This is a genomic window from Variovorax atrisoli 110B, from assembly GCF_000382045.1.
GTDB classification, from domain to species: domain Bacteria; phylum Pseudomonadota; class Gammaproteobacteria; order Burkholderiales; family Burkholderiaceae_C; genus Variovorax; species Variovorax atrisoli.
In genome coordinates this window covers 44,091-58,222 of record NZ_KB907461.1, presented here as the reverse complement: position 1 = coordinate 58,222, position 14,132 = coordinate 44,091, and the positions used below count along the sequence as shown (strand labels likewise).

Annotated in this window: 14 protein-coding genes; 8 read left to right on the top strand and 6 right to left on the bottom strand. The window is 66.4% G+C overall.

The genetic code is table 11. The features are described from left to right. Positions 1-145: 145 nt before the first annotated feature. Entirely contained in the window at positions 146-955 is an 810-nt protein-coding gene (locus tag G369_RS0126910) for a GntR family transcriptional regulator (protein WP_019657167.1), read from the bottom strand. A 92-nt stretch (positions 956-1,047) separates the two neighbouring features. Between G369_RS0126910 and G369_RS0126905 the strand changes: the two genes are divergently transcribed. The 4 genes from G369_RS0126905 (at position 1,048) to G369_RS36370 (ending at position 5,270) form a co-directional block, all read left to right on the top strand. Beyond that, positions 1,048-2,424: an acyclic terpene utilization AtuA family protein gene (locus G369_RS0126905; protein WP_038115948.1), complete on the top strand. Its 1,377-nt coding sequence runs from the start codon at positions 1,048-1,050 to the stop codon at positions 2,422-2,424. Continuing rightward, positions 2,417-2,722, top strand: a complete 306-nt coding sequence (locus G369_RS0126900) for a DUF4387 domain-containing protein (RefSeq protein WP_019657165.1) — start codon at positions 2,417-2,419, stop codon at positions 2,720-2,722. The genes G369_RS0126905 and G369_RS0126900 overlap by 8 nt, the downstream gene beginning before the upstream one ends. 65 nt (positions 2,723-2,787) lie before the next feature. Next, positions 2,788-3,780: a Bug family tripartite tricarboxylate transporter substrate binding protein gene (locus G369_RS0126895; protein ID WP_019657164.1), complete on the top strand. Its 993-nt coding sequence runs from the start codon at positions 2,788-2,790 to the stop codon at positions 3,778-3,780. Further along, positions 3,780-5,270 (top strand): serine hydrolase domain-containing protein, encoded by a 1,491-nt coding sequence (locus tag G369_RS36370; RefSeq protein WP_063827426.1) that lies wholly within the window; start codon positions 3,780-3,782, stop codon positions 5,268-5,270. Before G369_RS0126895 ends, G369_RS36370 begins: the two co-directional genes overlap by 1 nt. 142 nt (positions 5,271-5,412) lie before the next feature. Here G369_RS36370 and G369_RS0126885 read toward each other — a convergent pair whose 3' ends face one another. Together G369_RS0126885 and G369_RS0126880 are read right to left on the bottom strand one after the other, a co-directional pair. Next, a complete protein-coding gene (locus G369_RS0126885; RefSeq protein ID WP_019657161.1) occupies positions 5,413-6,195 on the bottom strand; it encodes an SDR family oxidoreductase in 783 nt (260 codons plus the stop codon). Beyond that, complete coding sequence (locus G369_RS0126880; RefSeq protein WP_026346663.1) at positions 6,192-6,518, bottom strand: nuclear transport factor 2 family protein; 327 nt, start codon at positions 6,516-6,518, stop codon at positions 6,192-6,194. Before G369_RS0126880 ends, G369_RS0126885 begins: the two co-directional genes overlap by 4 nt. A 102-nt stretch (positions 6,519-6,620) precedes the next feature. Here G369_RS0126880 and G369_RS0126875 point away from each other — a divergent pair, with 102 nt between their 5' ends. From G369_RS0126875 to G369_RS0126865, 4 genes are all read left to right on the top strand, one after another. Continuing rightward, on the top strand, positions 6,621-7,532 hold the full coding sequence (locus G369_RS0126875) for a LysR family transcriptional regulator (protein ID WP_019657159.1): 912 nt from the start codon (positions 6,621-6,623) through the stop codon (positions 7,530-7,532). 98 nt (positions 7,533-7,630) lie between these two features. Continuing rightward, the gene (locus G369_RS38750; protein ID WP_157773793.1) at positions 7,631-8,056 is read left to right on the top strand and encodes a hypothetical protein; all 426 of its coding nucleotides are present in this window, start codon (positions 7,631-7,633) and stop codon (positions 8,054-8,056) included. Positions 8,057-8,125: 69 nt separating this feature from the next. Continuing rightward, positions 8,126-8,461, top strand: coding sequence for a hypothetical protein (locus G369_RS0126870; RefSeq protein ID WP_019657158.1), 336 nt, complete (start codon positions 8,126-8,128; stop codon positions 8,459-8,461). A gap of 45 nt (positions 8,462-8,506) precedes the next feature. Beyond that, positions 8,507-9,289 carry an exodeoxyribonuclease III gene (locus G369_RS0126865; RefSeq protein WP_019657157.1) on the top strand — a complete coding sequence of 261 codons (783 nt, stop codon included), beginning with the start codon at positions 8,507-8,509 and terminating at the stop codon, positions 9,287-9,289. A 134-nt stretch (positions 9,290-9,423) separates the two neighbouring features. Here the strand turns inward: G369_RS0126865 and ligD are convergent, their stop codons facing one another. From ligD to G369_RS0126850, 3 genes are all read right to left on the bottom strand, one after another. Beyond that, positions 9,424-11,961 carry a DNA ligase D gene (gene ligD / locus G369_RS0126860; RefSeq protein ID WP_019657156.1) on the bottom strand — a complete coding sequence of 846 codons (2,538 nt, stop codon included), beginning with the start codon at positions 11,959-11,961 and terminating at the stop codon, positions 9,424-9,426. Positions 11,962-11,992: 31 nt separating this feature from the next. Next, on the bottom strand, positions 11,993-12,943 hold the full coding sequence (gene ku, locus G369_RS0126855) for a non-homologous end joining protein Ku (RefSeq protein WP_019657155.1): 951 nt from the start codon (positions 12,941-12,943) through the stop codon (positions 11,993-11,995). A 176-nt stretch (positions 12,944-13,119) separates the two neighbouring features. Beyond that, positions 13,120-14,031, bottom strand: coding sequence for a LysR family transcriptional regulator (locus G369_RS0126850; protein ID WP_019657154.1), 912 nt, complete (start codon positions 14,029-14,031; stop codon positions 13,120-13,122). Positions 14,032-14,132 lie beyond the last annotated feature (101 nt).

Genomic DNA, 14,132 nt, shown 5'->3' with positions numbered 1-14,132 from the left:
AACGTATCGGCAGGTCAACGACCCTCAAGCTGCGCGCGGGCGAACCATGGGTCCATTGCGTCTCGTCCCATAGAGACTTCAAGCGTCTTTGCAGAACGCTGCGCCACGCATGAACGCGGCATGGGAAGCAAGGGGAAACCGCCTCCTAACGGCGGCGATGCGAGTCGCTCAGCCGCGCGATGATGGTCGCGCGGACCTGGTCGATGTGCTGCTCCATCGCCTCGCGCGCCGCCTGCGCATTGCCGGCCGCAAGGGCATCGAGGATGGCCAGGTGCTCGCGCATCACGTCCCGGCGACGCGAGGGCAGTCGGCCGAAGCGGAACATCGACGTGCGGGTGCGCAGGCCCAGGATCATCTCCTCCAGCACCGGGTTGCCGGCAGCATCGGCGATCAGCAAGTGCAGGTCCTCGTCCTGCGCAGCTGCGGGGAGCGGCGCATCCTCGGGCAGTGCCAGCACCGCCTCGGCACGATTGCGCAGGCGAGCGATTTCTTCTGGCGCGATCTGGCCCGCCGCCAGGCGGGCCGCTTCGCTTTCGAGCACCCGGCGCACATCCAGGATGCTGATGTATTCCTCGATAGGCAATGCACGCACCACCAGCATGCCGCTGCGCTGACGCTCCAGCAGCCGGGCGCCTTCCAGGCGCCGGATGGCTTCGCGCAGCGGCGTCCTGGAAATGCCCAACTGCAGCGCGATCTGCCGCTCGGTGATGACTTCGGTGGGTGCGAGTTCGCCGCTGAGGATCATCCCCATCAGGGCGCGGTGGGCCCGTTCGGCCAAAGAGGCCTCTGCATCGGCCTCGACCACTTCCTCATCCACCCCGTCGACGACGGCCTTCTGCGCCCTGGATGCAGCAGCCTTGGCACGCGCGGAGGGCGCACTTGCCTTGGCAGAGCGGGCACCGGCACGTGTCGCGCCCGCACCGGGCTTCTTGGAATGGGTCTTGTCGGCTGTCATTGCCGGGCGAGTATCGCATTGGGTTCGCACCGTTTGAGCACCACTGGTATACCACTTGACGACCAGAAGGCGACACGCCTATGCTTCGCCCCATGACACCTACCAAGACAGTGAATGTGCTGGTCCCGACCGGCGCCCTGGGCGCAGGCATTCAGGAGGCCGACGTTGCCGCAGGCCTGGCAGCCGGCGCCCACGCCATCGCCTGCGACGCGGGCTCCACGGACAGCGGCCCGGCCTATCTGGCGACGGGCCGCTGCAAGTACTCCCGCGCGGCCGTGAAGACCGATCTGGCAGTGCTGATGAAGGCCCGCGAGCGGGCGGGCGTCCCCCTGCTCATCGGCTCGTGCGGAACTTCCGGATGCGACAGCGCGCTCGACTGGACCCGCGACATCGCGCTGGAGATCGCCGCCGAGTGCGGCATGTCCCCGCGCATCGCCGTGCTCTATTCGGAGCAGCGACCTGCTGGGCTGCGCGATGCCGCACGGCAAGGGCGCATTCGGCCGCTGCCGCCGCTGGACGCGGTCGATCCCGAAGCATTCGAGCGCTGCGACCACATCGTTGCCTTGATGGGCCCGGAGTCCTACATCGAAGCCCTGCGCGCGGGCGCCGACATCGTGCTCGGCGGGCGCACCACCGACACCGCCGTGCTCGCCGCCGTTCCGCTCATGCACGGCATGCACGCCGGCGCCGCCTGGCATGCAGGCAAGACCGCCGAGTGCGGTGGCCTGTGCACCGTGAGCACCCGCGACGGCGGCGTGATGATCCGCGTGGGCCGGGACCACTTCGACGTCGAGCCGCTGCGCACCAGCAACCGCTGCACGCCCTACACGGTCTCCGCGCACATGCTCTACGAGAACGCCGACCCCTTCCTGCTGCATGAACCGGGCGGCGTGCTGGACGTGAGGCATGTGCAGTACCAGGCCCTCGACGAGCGCAGCGTGCGCGTCACGGGCTCGCACTTCGAGCGCGGCGCCTACACCATGAAGCTGGAAGGTGCCGCGGCCGCCGCCTTCCAGACGCTGATGCTGGTGGGAATCCGCGATCCCAAGGTTCTCGCCGCCCTGCCCCGTTTCCTCACGCAGATGCAGGCGGCGCTGACCCAGCGCGTGCGCGAGACGATGGGCGCATCGGCGGGGGACTACAGCATTTCCTTGCGCCCCTATGGCTGGAACGCCGTCAACGGCAGTCCCGAGCCGCATGTGCCGGTCGAGGTCGGCCTGATGTTCGTCGCCACCGCCGCCACGCAGGAGCAGGCCACGCAGATCGCGAAGACCTGCAACCCGTTGTTCTTCCACATGCCACTGGAGCGCGAGATGGAGTTGCCCAGCTACGCCTTTCCCTTCTCGCCCGCCGAGGTGGAACGCGGCGCCGTCTACGAGTTCCGCCTGAACCACGTGGTGGAAGTGGACGACCCGCTGGAGCGCGTGCGCATCGCCTACGTGCAGGCACCGGAGGTGCTCCATGCCTAGGCTTGCCGACGTCTGCCGCCACATCCGCTCGAAGAACGCGGGGCCCTTCTGGATCACCGTGGACCTGTTCTTCGCCGATGCGCAGGCCTATGCGCGCTGGGTCGACGCCCCTGCGCTGCAGGCCGACGCGCTGGCGCCGCTCTTCGGCATCGCGTCCGCCGACGTCAAGCGCTTCGCGATCCCAGACCTGTGCGTGCTCAAGCTCTCCTACCCGCGCCAGCAACCGCAGGGCGGCGCGCTGGAGCGCGACATGCACGGCGGGCAGCAGTACGTGCGGCTGCTGGATCTGGTGCTCTGAACAGCGCCACTGCGGTTGACCTGCCGCTTTCTTGAATCATCAGAACGAACCTGGAGACTTGCAGAATGACCCCCACCCTCCTGACGCGGCGCCGGATCATGCGCGACACGCTGGCGATCGCGGCCGCCGGCCTACCCCTAGTGGGCCGCGCGCAGGCCGACTGGCCCGCGCGACCCATCCGCATCCTGATCGGGACGCCGCCCGGTGACTCCAGCGACGCGAGCGCCCGGCAGATCGCGCAGCGCCTGGCCGCGATCCTGGGCCAGCCAGTCTTCGTCGACAACAAACCCGGCGCCCATGGCTTCATCGTCGGCGACCTGGCCAAGTCGGCACCGAAGGACGGCTACACGCTGATGCTGTCGTCGGGCGGGCAGATGGCGATCAATCCTTCGCTGTACAAGAAGATGCCCTACGACCCGGTGAAGGACTTCGTCCCGGTCGCGCAGATCAACAACGGCTTTCTCTATCTGGCCGTCAACAACTCGTTGCCGGTGAGAGACCTGAAGGAGTTCATCGCCTACGTGAAGGCACGACCCGGGAAGCTCAGCTATGGCTCGGGCGGCAACGGCACCACGCAGCACCTCACGATGGAGCTGCTGAAGACACGGGCCGACCTGCAGATCGCCCACATTCCGTACCGCGGCTCGCCGCTGGTCCTGCAGGACCTGCTCGGCGGGCAGATCGCCTGCGCCTTCGATGCCGGCGCGTCCATCCTGCCGCAGGCGCGCCAGGGCAAGGTCCGGCTGCTGGGCATCACCAGCCCGACTCGCGTGGCCTCGACGCCCGACCTGCCGACATTCCAGGAACAGGGCATGGCAGGCTTCGAGGCGCGCGTCTGGTCCGGCCTGTTCGCACCGGCGGGCACGCCGCCACAGGTGGTCCAGCGGCTCAACGCCGCGATGGACCAGGTGCTGCGCGACGAGGAATTCGTCGAGTTCATCCGCAAGAGCGGCGGAGAGCCTGCCGGTGGCAGCAGCGAGGCCTTCGGTCGCTTCCTCTCCAGCGAGATCGCGCGCTGGGCGCCGGTGGTGCGCGAGTCGGGCGCGCAGGTCGATTGATGGCCTCGTCCGAAGCGCGCAGGCGGGATCGGCTGGCTCGGAACGGCACCTCGGCGCTACCCCGGTCCACGCCGGCGGAAGAGCGTCTCTCTGCGGCGGGCATTCTCGGTTTCGTCGATGCCGTCGAGTCGGGCGGCCTTGAACTGCACAGCTTCATGCTGGCCCGCCATGGCCGTGTCGTGGCCGAAGGCTGGTGGCACCCGTACAGCGCCGACCGGGTGCACATGCTGCACTCCGTCACCAAGGCGCTGACGGCCACCGGCGTCGGACTGGCAATCCAGGAGGGGCTGTTCACCCTGGACGATCCGGTACTGGCGTACTTTCCAGAGAAGGCCGCGATTGCGGCGTCTGCGAACCTGCGCGCGATGACGGTGCGCGACCTCCTGACGCAGTGCAGCGGCCATGACCAGGGCACCTCGGGATCGCAATGGCGGAGCATCACGACGAGCTGGATCGACGAGTTCCTGAAGATCCCGGTTCCACACGTGCCCGGCACCCATTTCCAATATTCGAGCGCCACCAGCTTCATGCTGTCAGCGCTGGTGACGCGCACGGCCGGTGTCCCGCTGCACGACTTCCTGGTGCCACGCCTGTTCGCGCCGCTGGGCATCACCTCGGTGCGCTGGGATATCGGCCCCGAGAGCATCAATCCCGGCGGCAACGGAGCCAGCGCCACCACCGAGGACCTGCTCAAGCTCGCCGTGCTACACGCGAACAACGGGATGTGGAATGGCCACCGGATCCTGCTCGAGTCGTGGGTGGAAGCGGTGGGCCAGGGTGCGCCCGGCAGACCCTATGGCCTGCATTGGTGGGCGGTGCCCGGGCGCCCCGGCTTCTATGCATTCGGCGCCTTCGGCCAATACGCGTTCGTGCTGCCGGAGCACGGTCTGTCGCTGGCGATCACCGGAGCGGTGCCCGGGTCCATCAGCCGCCCCGACGTGGGTATCCCGCCGCTGGTGTGGGCGCATCTGCCGAAGATCCTCGCGGGCCCTGATGCCGATCCTGGTCACACCACGGAACTGGCCGATCGCCTCTCGTCCCTGTCGTTGTCGATCGCGCCCCACTCCGTCGCTGCAGGATGCGCAGAAGCGATCCACGGCGTCCGCTTCGAAGCCTCGCCCAACGAGCCCGGCGTGGTCGCGGTCACCGTGCGCTTCGATGGGTCGACACGCTGCCAGCTCGTCCTGGAAACCGCGGCGGGCACGCATGCCATCGACGCCGGCCTGCTCGGGCTCTGTGTCGAAGGCGAGACCACCCTGCCAGGCATGGGCTTGCACCACGGGTATGAACCCGGGCGCCTGGTGACGATGGCCGCCGCGGGTTGGAGCGCCCCGGATACCTTGACCATCAATTGCCAGTACGTGGAGACGGCATTCCGCGATCGGTTTGTCCTGACGTTCGGCAGCGAGCACCTGGTGCTGGAGCGCACCGTCAACGTCAACGGGGGCGCGACGAGCCTGCCAGCGATTCGGCTGCGGAGATGGCCATGATCCACTGCGGCAGCGAATGATGGCGATCGCGCATGCGCTACGCAGTCAACGCGAACAGGGCCTGTCAACACTACAGGACCTCATAGGCCTCCAGAGCGGCAAGTCCCGGGCTAGCCATTGCTCGCCCGGTTGCGGCCGTTGGCTACAGCGTGGGAACCGTGCCGCCGTCGATCCGATATTCAGACCCCGCGATGGAAGCGGATCGCGGGGACGCCAGGAAGACGATCAAATCGGCTACCTCCTGAGGGGCGGCGGGGCGACCCACCGGAATTCCGCCCAGCCAATCCATGACGATCTTCTTGCCGCCCTCGTAGTCCGTCCCGGCCTGTGCAGCCATCCGCTGCGCAAAAGCCACGGAAGCCTCGGTCTCGATCCAGCCGGGTGCAACACTCAGCACTCGAACTCCCTTGGGCGTCACCTCCCTTGCCAGCGACTTGCTGTACGTGGTGAGGGCTCCCTTGGCCGCGGCGTAGGCGGTAGTCGACTCGGGCAGAGGCAGTACGCGCTGGATGGAACTCACGTGGATGATGACACCCGAGCCTTGAGCCAGCATGGCTGGAAGCAGCGCACGATCCAGACGCACGGCAGGCATCAGGTTCAGGTTCAACTCGGCGAACCATTGCTCGTCACTGATCGCAGCGAAGCCGCCGCCAGGAGTCTTTGAGCCGCCGAGCACGTTGATCAAGATGTCGGCGCCGCCCCAATCCTGCAGGATGGCCTGAGCGAAGTGACTGGTGCCTTCTGACGTCGACAGGTCGGCGGCCACGTAAGTGACCCCCTTCAGGGGCTGCGCTGGCACGGTGCGCGCGGACGTCGCCACGCGAGCGCCGGCCTCTGCAAGGGTTTTCACGACTGCAGCGCCCAGGCCCAGCGTGCCGCCGGTGACCACTGCCCGCAGGCCATTCAGGTGAAGGTCGAAGTTCATGCCGTGACCTCCAGCGATGCGATCAGGCCGCGTTCGAGGCGAAAGCGGTAGGACAGGACGATCGGGCTGCCCGGGAAGTTGCCGGTGACATTGGCGCGCACGAGTTGGAAGCCGTCCTCCCGCTCGATGGCGAACGGCACACTCGTTGCGCCGTACTTGGCCGAGGCCTCGGCCATGAAAGCCTTGATGGCGTTGATGCCCGTGTAGGTATGACCATCGTCCTTCATGACGGCTTGCGACGTGAAGCAATGTGCAAGGGCTTCAGGGTTGTGCTCCGCCGCAAAGTACGCGGCGATCGGCTCGGGAAGGGTCAGGGTGTTCACTTTGTTGGCTCCATGAGATCACTGAAGCCCCGAGGATGCGCGCCGTGGAGAATTTAATGAATACCCTAGAATCCGGATGAGCTGTGTAGAAACGAATACATAATGCGCGGATCCGACTTTGCCGAGTTGAAGGCCTTCGTGGCCGTCGTGGAACGCCAGAGCTTCGCGCGTGCCGCAGAGCATCTGGGCCTCTCGCCCTCGGCACTCAGCCAGACCATCCGTCAGCTCGAAGGCCGCATCGGCGCTCGCCTTCTGAACCGCACGACCCGAAGCGTCGCGCCGTCGGCAAGCGGCGAGCTGCTCTACAGGCGCATAGCTCCGCTATTCCGGGACATGGCTGCTGCAGTCGCTGAAGCCGCCGATGCGACAGGACAGATGAGCGGCACGCTGCGCATCAACACGCTCGGGATCGCAGCGAGAACCATCATTGCCCCCCGCCTTTCACGCTTCCATCAAGCACACCCCGACGTGGTTCTCGACATCGTGGTCGACGACGCGCTGGCCGATATCGTTGTTGGCCGCTTCGACGCAGGGATCCGGGTGGGCAACCGGCTCGAGAAGGACATGGTGGCCGTGCGCCTCACACCGGACCTGAACATGGTCGCCGTGGCGTCGCCGGACTACCTCGCGCGTCGAGGAACGCCCAAGTCACCCGCCGAACTGCATGACCATGCATGCATCAACTGGCGCCTCCAGATGGACGGTCGGCACTATCGCTGGGAGTTCAAGAAGCGGGGCCAACGACTCGAAGTCGCGGTGGATGGCCCTGTCGTCACCAACCACGCCGACATCGGCATTGCTGCCGCTCTGAACGGGCTGGGCATTGCCTATCACTTCGAGACAGATGGCGTGGGCGAGCTGCTGGCCCAGGGACGGCTCGTCCAAGTCCTTGCGGACTGGTCGATCTCGCGCCCGGGGCTGTTCCTCTACTATCCGAACAGGCAGCATCGACCAGCCCTCCTCGGCGCATTCATCGACTGCCTGCTGGATCGAAAACCGTTCGATCGGCTCTAGCAGGGGGCCTGTCAGCAAAACCGCCGACGAGCGCTGGTCACTTACCACCCCCACCCGCCCGCGGTCAACTCTGTACACCGAAATCGCTGTCGCCCCGCTTGACCGCGTTCACCGGCTATACGCGGTTGTGTGCGACGAAGCGGTGGCGCAGTTGGCGCATGTGGGACGTTCCCCGTGTGCGCCGACAGATCCGGCCGGTTCGCGATCTCCTAGTCGCTGCGCCCCTTCTGCAACTGCTTCGGGATGTGTATGGCTGCATGGTCGAGATCTCGATGCGCGCCTCACCGCTCTCGCTCGGCATGCGCGCGTGGCGCGACAGCGGTTCCTCCTTCCGGTTAACGCCGACGCCTTTCAGGCAGGAGGCGCTCAGGTTTCCCAAAGTCAATCTGATCCGGCATTCACGCAGCGGAACTGAACCCCGCTGTCATGGTCACCGGCGGCTTGTCACGCGGCTGGCGGGCCACGGGCCACGTCGCCATCGGCCCGACGGGTTCGGCCTGACGGCGCATTCGGGCAAACCTTGACGGCGGCGGACTACATGCAACCTTGCACAGACCACTAGATTCAACGCGCAACACCACTGAAGGAAACCGATGGCCGAAGAAGCCGACCCCGCTGCTTTCATTGACTGGTTGGCGGCGGAAGCTGCCGCCTACACGGCCATCCACCAGCTTCACCAGCACACGCAGGGCGGACGCCGGAGCATTCCGAATCACCGCATCGAGCAGATTGCCAAGCTGCGCAGGGAGGCGGATCTTCGATTCGCCAGCCTGGCGAGGACGTCGGGCGCGACGTTGCCACAGCCCGCGACGATTGCGCCAGTGCGGCGCGCGCACAGGTCACGCTCGGCGCTCGAGCTGCTCTCGCGGGTGCCTGTCGACCGATCGAGGATCACCCCGGACAGCGTCTGCGCACCTGAAGGCGCGTGATTTCGCGCTGTTCCTCCCGCCATCCCGCCCGGTGCCCGGGGCCTGATGAAGATCGCCACATTCAACGTCAACGGCGTCAACAGTCGCCTTGAGCGCCTGCTCGAATGGCTCGCCGAATCGAAGCCCGACGTCGCATGCCTGCAGGAACTCAAGAGCCCCGATGGCAACCTGCCCATCGATGCGATCCACGGCGCGGGCTACGGCATCGTCGCATTCGGGCAGCGCGCATGGAACGGAGTCGCCATCCTCGCGCGCGGAAAAACACCGATCGAGACCGGACGTGGGCTGCCGGGCATGGAAGCGGACACGCAGAGCCGCTACATCGAGGCGGTGGTCAACGGCGTGCTGATCGGCTGCCTCTACCTTCCGAACGGAAATCCGCAGCCGGGGCCGAAGTTCGACTACAAGCTGAAGTGGTTCGAAGCCTTCAACAGGCATGCGAAGAAACTCTTCGCGAGCGGCATGCCCGTCGTGCTGGCCGGTGACTACAACGTCGTGCCGACCGATGCCGACATCTACAACCCGGCCTCATGGCAAGACGACGCACTGCTGCAGCCCCAAAGCCGGGCGGCGTTCGCAAAGCTTCTCAAGCAAGGCTGGACCGATGCGATCCGCACGTGCCACCCTGAGCGCGTGCCGTTCACCTTCTGGACGTACTGGCGCAACCGCTATCCACGCGACGCCGGACTTCGCATCGACCATTTGCTGCTCAACGCGGAACTCGCGCCGATGCTTCGCAGTGCTGGCGTGGACCGCGACGTGCGCGGGCGCACCGGCGCAAGCGACCATGCGCCGGTGTGGATCGAACTCGACATGCCCAAGGCGTAGACAAACGCGCATGCATCGGCGAGGTTCTCGGCAGCACGTGGATTCCGCGGCGCGAGCGCTGGCCAAACAGGCGACCCCGCCGCTGGACTGAAGGTCCCTCGGCGTCGCCGCGGAAGGCGCGGCGATGAGCCTGCTTACCTCTTGTACCCGAGCCGCTTCATCGCTTCTGCCAGAGGCTGGCGCTTCTTCCAATAGCCCTCCCAGGGATCCACCGTCTGGAAGGAAAGGTACTCGCGCGCGGTTCGGATGTTCCATTGCGAACCGCTCTTGAGCTGTCCCAGTTCGTCCCAGGCCACCGGCATCGACACGCCTAGTCCGGGCCTCGCCCGCGCGGAGAACGCTGCCGCCGTCGTCGCACCATGGCCATTGCGCAGGTAGTCGACGAAGAGCTTGCCGACACGATTGCTCGGCCCGCTCTTGGCCACAAAGCGTGTCGGGATCGTTCGTGCCAGGTGCTGGACGATCGCCTGCGAGAAGCCCTTGACGGTCTCGTAGTCGTAGCGCGGCGCCAGCGGGACGACCACGTGCAGTCCCTTGCCGCCGCTGGTCTTGAGCCACGCCTGAAGGCCCAGGGCATCGAGCAGCGCGCGCACCAGCGTCGCAGCTTCCTGCACATGTTCCCAGCTCGTTCCTTCGCCGGGGTCCAGGTCGAACACCATCCTGTCGGGCCTATCGACGTTCCTCGCAGTGGAATTCCACGTATGGAACTCAATGACGTTCATCTGCGCCGCGCCTGCCAGCGCCTGGGCGCTGCCGATCTCGAGCAGCGCCGCATGGCCGGGCCACGGGCCTTCGGGCAGTTCGGTGATGCCGGGAATGCCGATCTTCTCGCCATGCTTCTGGAAGAAGAGCTCCCCGCCAACCCCTGTGGGCCCGCGCACGAGAGAGCAGGGCCGCCCCTTCAGATGGGGCAGGATGAATTGCGCGATGGACTCGTAGTAGCGCACCAAGTCCAGCTTGGTGGCGCCAGTGGCCGCGTCGATCACGCGCTCGCCATGGCTCACCTTGACGGAGGTGGCAGACGGTCCACCGGCCTTCGTGCCAACCGGGGCGGCGGACGTCCCGAGCTGCCGGGGCCGCTCGCGCACGATGACCTTCGCCGGCTTGTCGTCGCGCAGTCCGATGAAGGACGCGTGCCGGATCTGATCGTCCGGCGTCCACTCGGCAAAGCTCACCTCCGCCAGCAGCCGCGGCTTCACCCAACGCTCGCTGCCCGCCTTGCGCCTGGACCAGCGGCCCGGCCTCGGGTCGCCCTTGTCGAACGGGGATGTGGCCGCGGCAAGCGACAGCAGTCTCTGCTTGAGCTCGCTGGCCTCCTTGCTGCTCCAGCCGGTGCCTACACTTCCCACGGACACCAGCTTGCCGCGGTCATCGTGGATGCCCAGCAGGAGGCTTCCCACCTGGTCGGTGCGGTCCGTCCGGTCGGTGTAGCCGCAGATCACGAACTCCTGCCGCAGCTTGCACTTGAGCTTGAGCCAGGTTTCGCTGCGCCGGGAAACGTACGGCGCATCGGCGCGTTTCGCGATCACGCCCTCCATCTGCATCCGGCACGCGGAGCGCAGCAGCGATGCGGGATCGGCTTCGAAATTGTCGCTGAAGCGCACGTGCTCGGTGGCTTTTTCCGCGAAGAAGTCGCGCAGCAGCTGGCGACGCTGCGACAGGGGCAGCGAGCGCAGGTCGTGCCCCTCGAAGAAGGGCACGTCGAAGACGAAGAACACGATGTGCTCGGCACCCTGGCCGCGGTCGAAGGCGTTTTGCAGCGCGTTGAAGTCTGGTGCGCCGCTGTCCCCGAGCACGACGATCTCTCCATCCAGGAAGCTCGCGTGAAGGCCCAGGCCGGCGAGCTCCTGCGCCAGCGTCGGCATGCGTGCCGACCAGTCGTGCCCGCCGCGGGTGATGAGCGCGACCTTGCGCTTGTCGAACCGCGCCATCAACCGGTAGCCATCGAACTTGATCTCGAACAGCCATTCGCCGCCTGCAGGGACGCCCGCGGCGAGGGTTGCCAGCTGCGGCTTGATCTCGGCGGGAAGCGCCGTCTTGCGCGCCGGCCTGGGTAGGCCGGACGCCTTCCCGGCGCGCTTCGCTGCGGGCGCATCCGCCTCGCGACGGGTCTGCCTGAGGGGCTTGGCGAGGACGCTGTCCGGCAGGGCCGTGATCACGTCGTACTCGGCATGGGCGCGCGCGAAGGCATCCTTCTTCTTGAACAGGATCCAGGGCTCCTGACGCTCGCCGCCCTTGGCGATCTTCACGAGCTCCCACAATCCTTCGAGCTTCTGGCCGTGCAGCCGGAACACCAGCTTCCCGGCGGCCAGGCCCGCGCGGGGGTCGCCCACAGGCTCCCACGTGCCGTTGTCCCAGACGATGACGGTTCCTGCGCCGTACTGCCTGGGCGGGATCGTGCCTTCAAATGAGGAATAGGAGATCGGATGGTCTTCCACATGGATGGCCATCCGCTTTTCCTTCGGGTCGAAGCTCGGCCCCTTGGGCACGGCCCAGGACACCATCACCCCGTCGAGTTCGAGCCGGAAGTCGTAGTGCAGCCGCGAAGCGGCATGCTTTTGCACCACGAAGGTCAGCGCGTGCGGGCTGGGCCGGCCACCATCGGCAGGCTCCGCGGTGACGGCGAAGTTCCGCTTGGCCTTGTACGTGGACAGCGCATCGTTCTTGGCCATCGGGCGTCCCTCTCGGGGCCGGAGCGCGTGTTCAGGCCGCCTTGCGGGTGGGGGCTGCCGCCTTCTTCGAAGCCGTCTTCGAAGCGGTCTTCGAAGCGGTCTTACGCGCGGTGCCGCCCGACTTGCCCGCCGCCTTGGCTCCGCGCTTCCTCGCGGCGGGAGCGTCGGCCCTGGAAGCCTTGCCACCCTTGAGGCTGCGCTGGAGCAGCTCGGTCAGGTCGATCACGTTCGAGCTGTCCTCGGGCGCTTCTTCCTCGGGCTCGATCACGGTCTCGGTATCGCCGGCCTTGACCTTCTTCTGGACGATCTTCATGACGGCACTCTTGAACTCGTCCTTGAAGTCCTCCGGTTTCCACTTGCCGGACATGCTGTCGACCAGCTGCTCGGCCATCTTCATCTCCGCCGCACTCACGTTGGCGCCCTTCACGCCCGCGGCTGGCAGATCGAGGCCTTCCAGCGTCTTGACCTCGTCGCCCCACCGCAGCAGGTTCAGCACCATCGCCCTGCCGGAGGGCACCAGCACCGCCAGATGCTGCTTGGTGGCGATCACCACCTTGGCCAGGCCGACCTTACCGGTCTTCAGGAGCACCTCCCGCAACAGCGCATAGACCTTCTGGCCCTTGTTGATCGGCGCGACGTAGTAGGGCCGCTCCAGATAGAGGAAGGGAAGCTCCTGCGCATCGATGAAGCGCTGGATCTCGATCGTCTGGGTGGTGCGCGGGTAGACAGCTTCGATTTCCTCGGGCGAGATCACCACGTACTTGCCGTCTTCATACTCGAAGCCCTTGACGATGTTGTCCTTGTCGATCTCCCGACCGGTCCTCTTGTTGATCCGCTTGTAGCCGACCGGGTCCATGCTGCGCTTGTCCAGCCAGTCGAAATCGATGCCCTGCTCGATGCTCGCAGTGTGCAGACCCACCGGGATGTGGACGAGTCCGAAAGTGATGGCGCCTTTCCAGAGGGTTCTGCTGCCAGTGGCCATGTCGAGTTCCTTTTCAGCCGCGCAGGGAGATGCAGGGAAGTGAAGAAGCAAAGTGGCGTCGCGAAGCCACTTCGAAACCTCGACTTTTCCGGATCCGGCGCCCGGACCTTGTGGGACATCGGCGGTCCCGCAGGGCAGACAAGTGCCAGCGCCAACCGCATTCACTGCCCCGGCGATCACACGTCTGCCTCGCCCCCCGCAGCCAAGACATCGATCAGCGCCCGTGCTGCACGCGACGCCTGCCGGTGCGGTGCATGGATCACCGAGAACGGCCGGGATCGCCCGCGCGTCTGCGATAGCACCTCGACGGCACGACCCTGGCCGATCAGGTCGAGCGCGATGAAGTCATAGGTCTGACAGATCCCGAACCCGTTCAGGGCGAGCGAGACCACACCCAGGACATCGTCGGAAACCTGCAGGCCCCCTTGCGGCGTCCAGTCCACGTCACGCCCCTCATCGCGCAGGATCCAGGGCGATACGCGGCCGGTGCTCGGCATCACGAACGGCAGGCAAGCATGCGCCGCCAGTTCGCCGATGCTGCGCGGTGCCCCCGCACGCGCAATGTAGGCCGGTGCGGCGAGCAGGCACATCGGCGCATCCTCGAGCTTGCGCGCTACCAGCCCGCTGTCGGGCAACTGGCCCATGCGGATCGCAAGGTCGTAGCCTTCGGCCACCAGGTCCACGTTCCGGTTGGTGATGTTCAGCTCGACGCGCAGTTGCGGATGCCGGGCGGCGAAGCGCAGCAACAGCACCGGCAGCCGGTGATGGGCGTAGGTGGTGGGTGCGCTCAGACGCACGCTGCCCGTGAGTTCGCTGCCATGCCCCTGCATCGCGCGTTCGGCGTCGTCGATCAAGGCGAAGGCCGCGCGCGACTGCTCCAGGTAGTGCCGCCCTTCGTCGGTGAGGCTCAGGCGGCGGGTCGTACGGCGCAGCAATTGCACACCCAGGCGGGTCTCCAGCCGCGTGATCGCCCGGCTGAGCACCGATGGCGTGGTCGCCAGGGCCACGGCAGCAGCCGTCATGGAGCCTTTGTCGACCACCGTCACGAAGGTCTCGACATCTCCCAGGTGATCGAATTTTCGGCTCATCTTGCCTCCTGAAGAACAAGTCATTTCCCTGCAGGGCAGTTTATCTCCAGCAGAGTCACCAATACATTGGATTCCACGGGCACCAGGCCCCTTCCCTCACT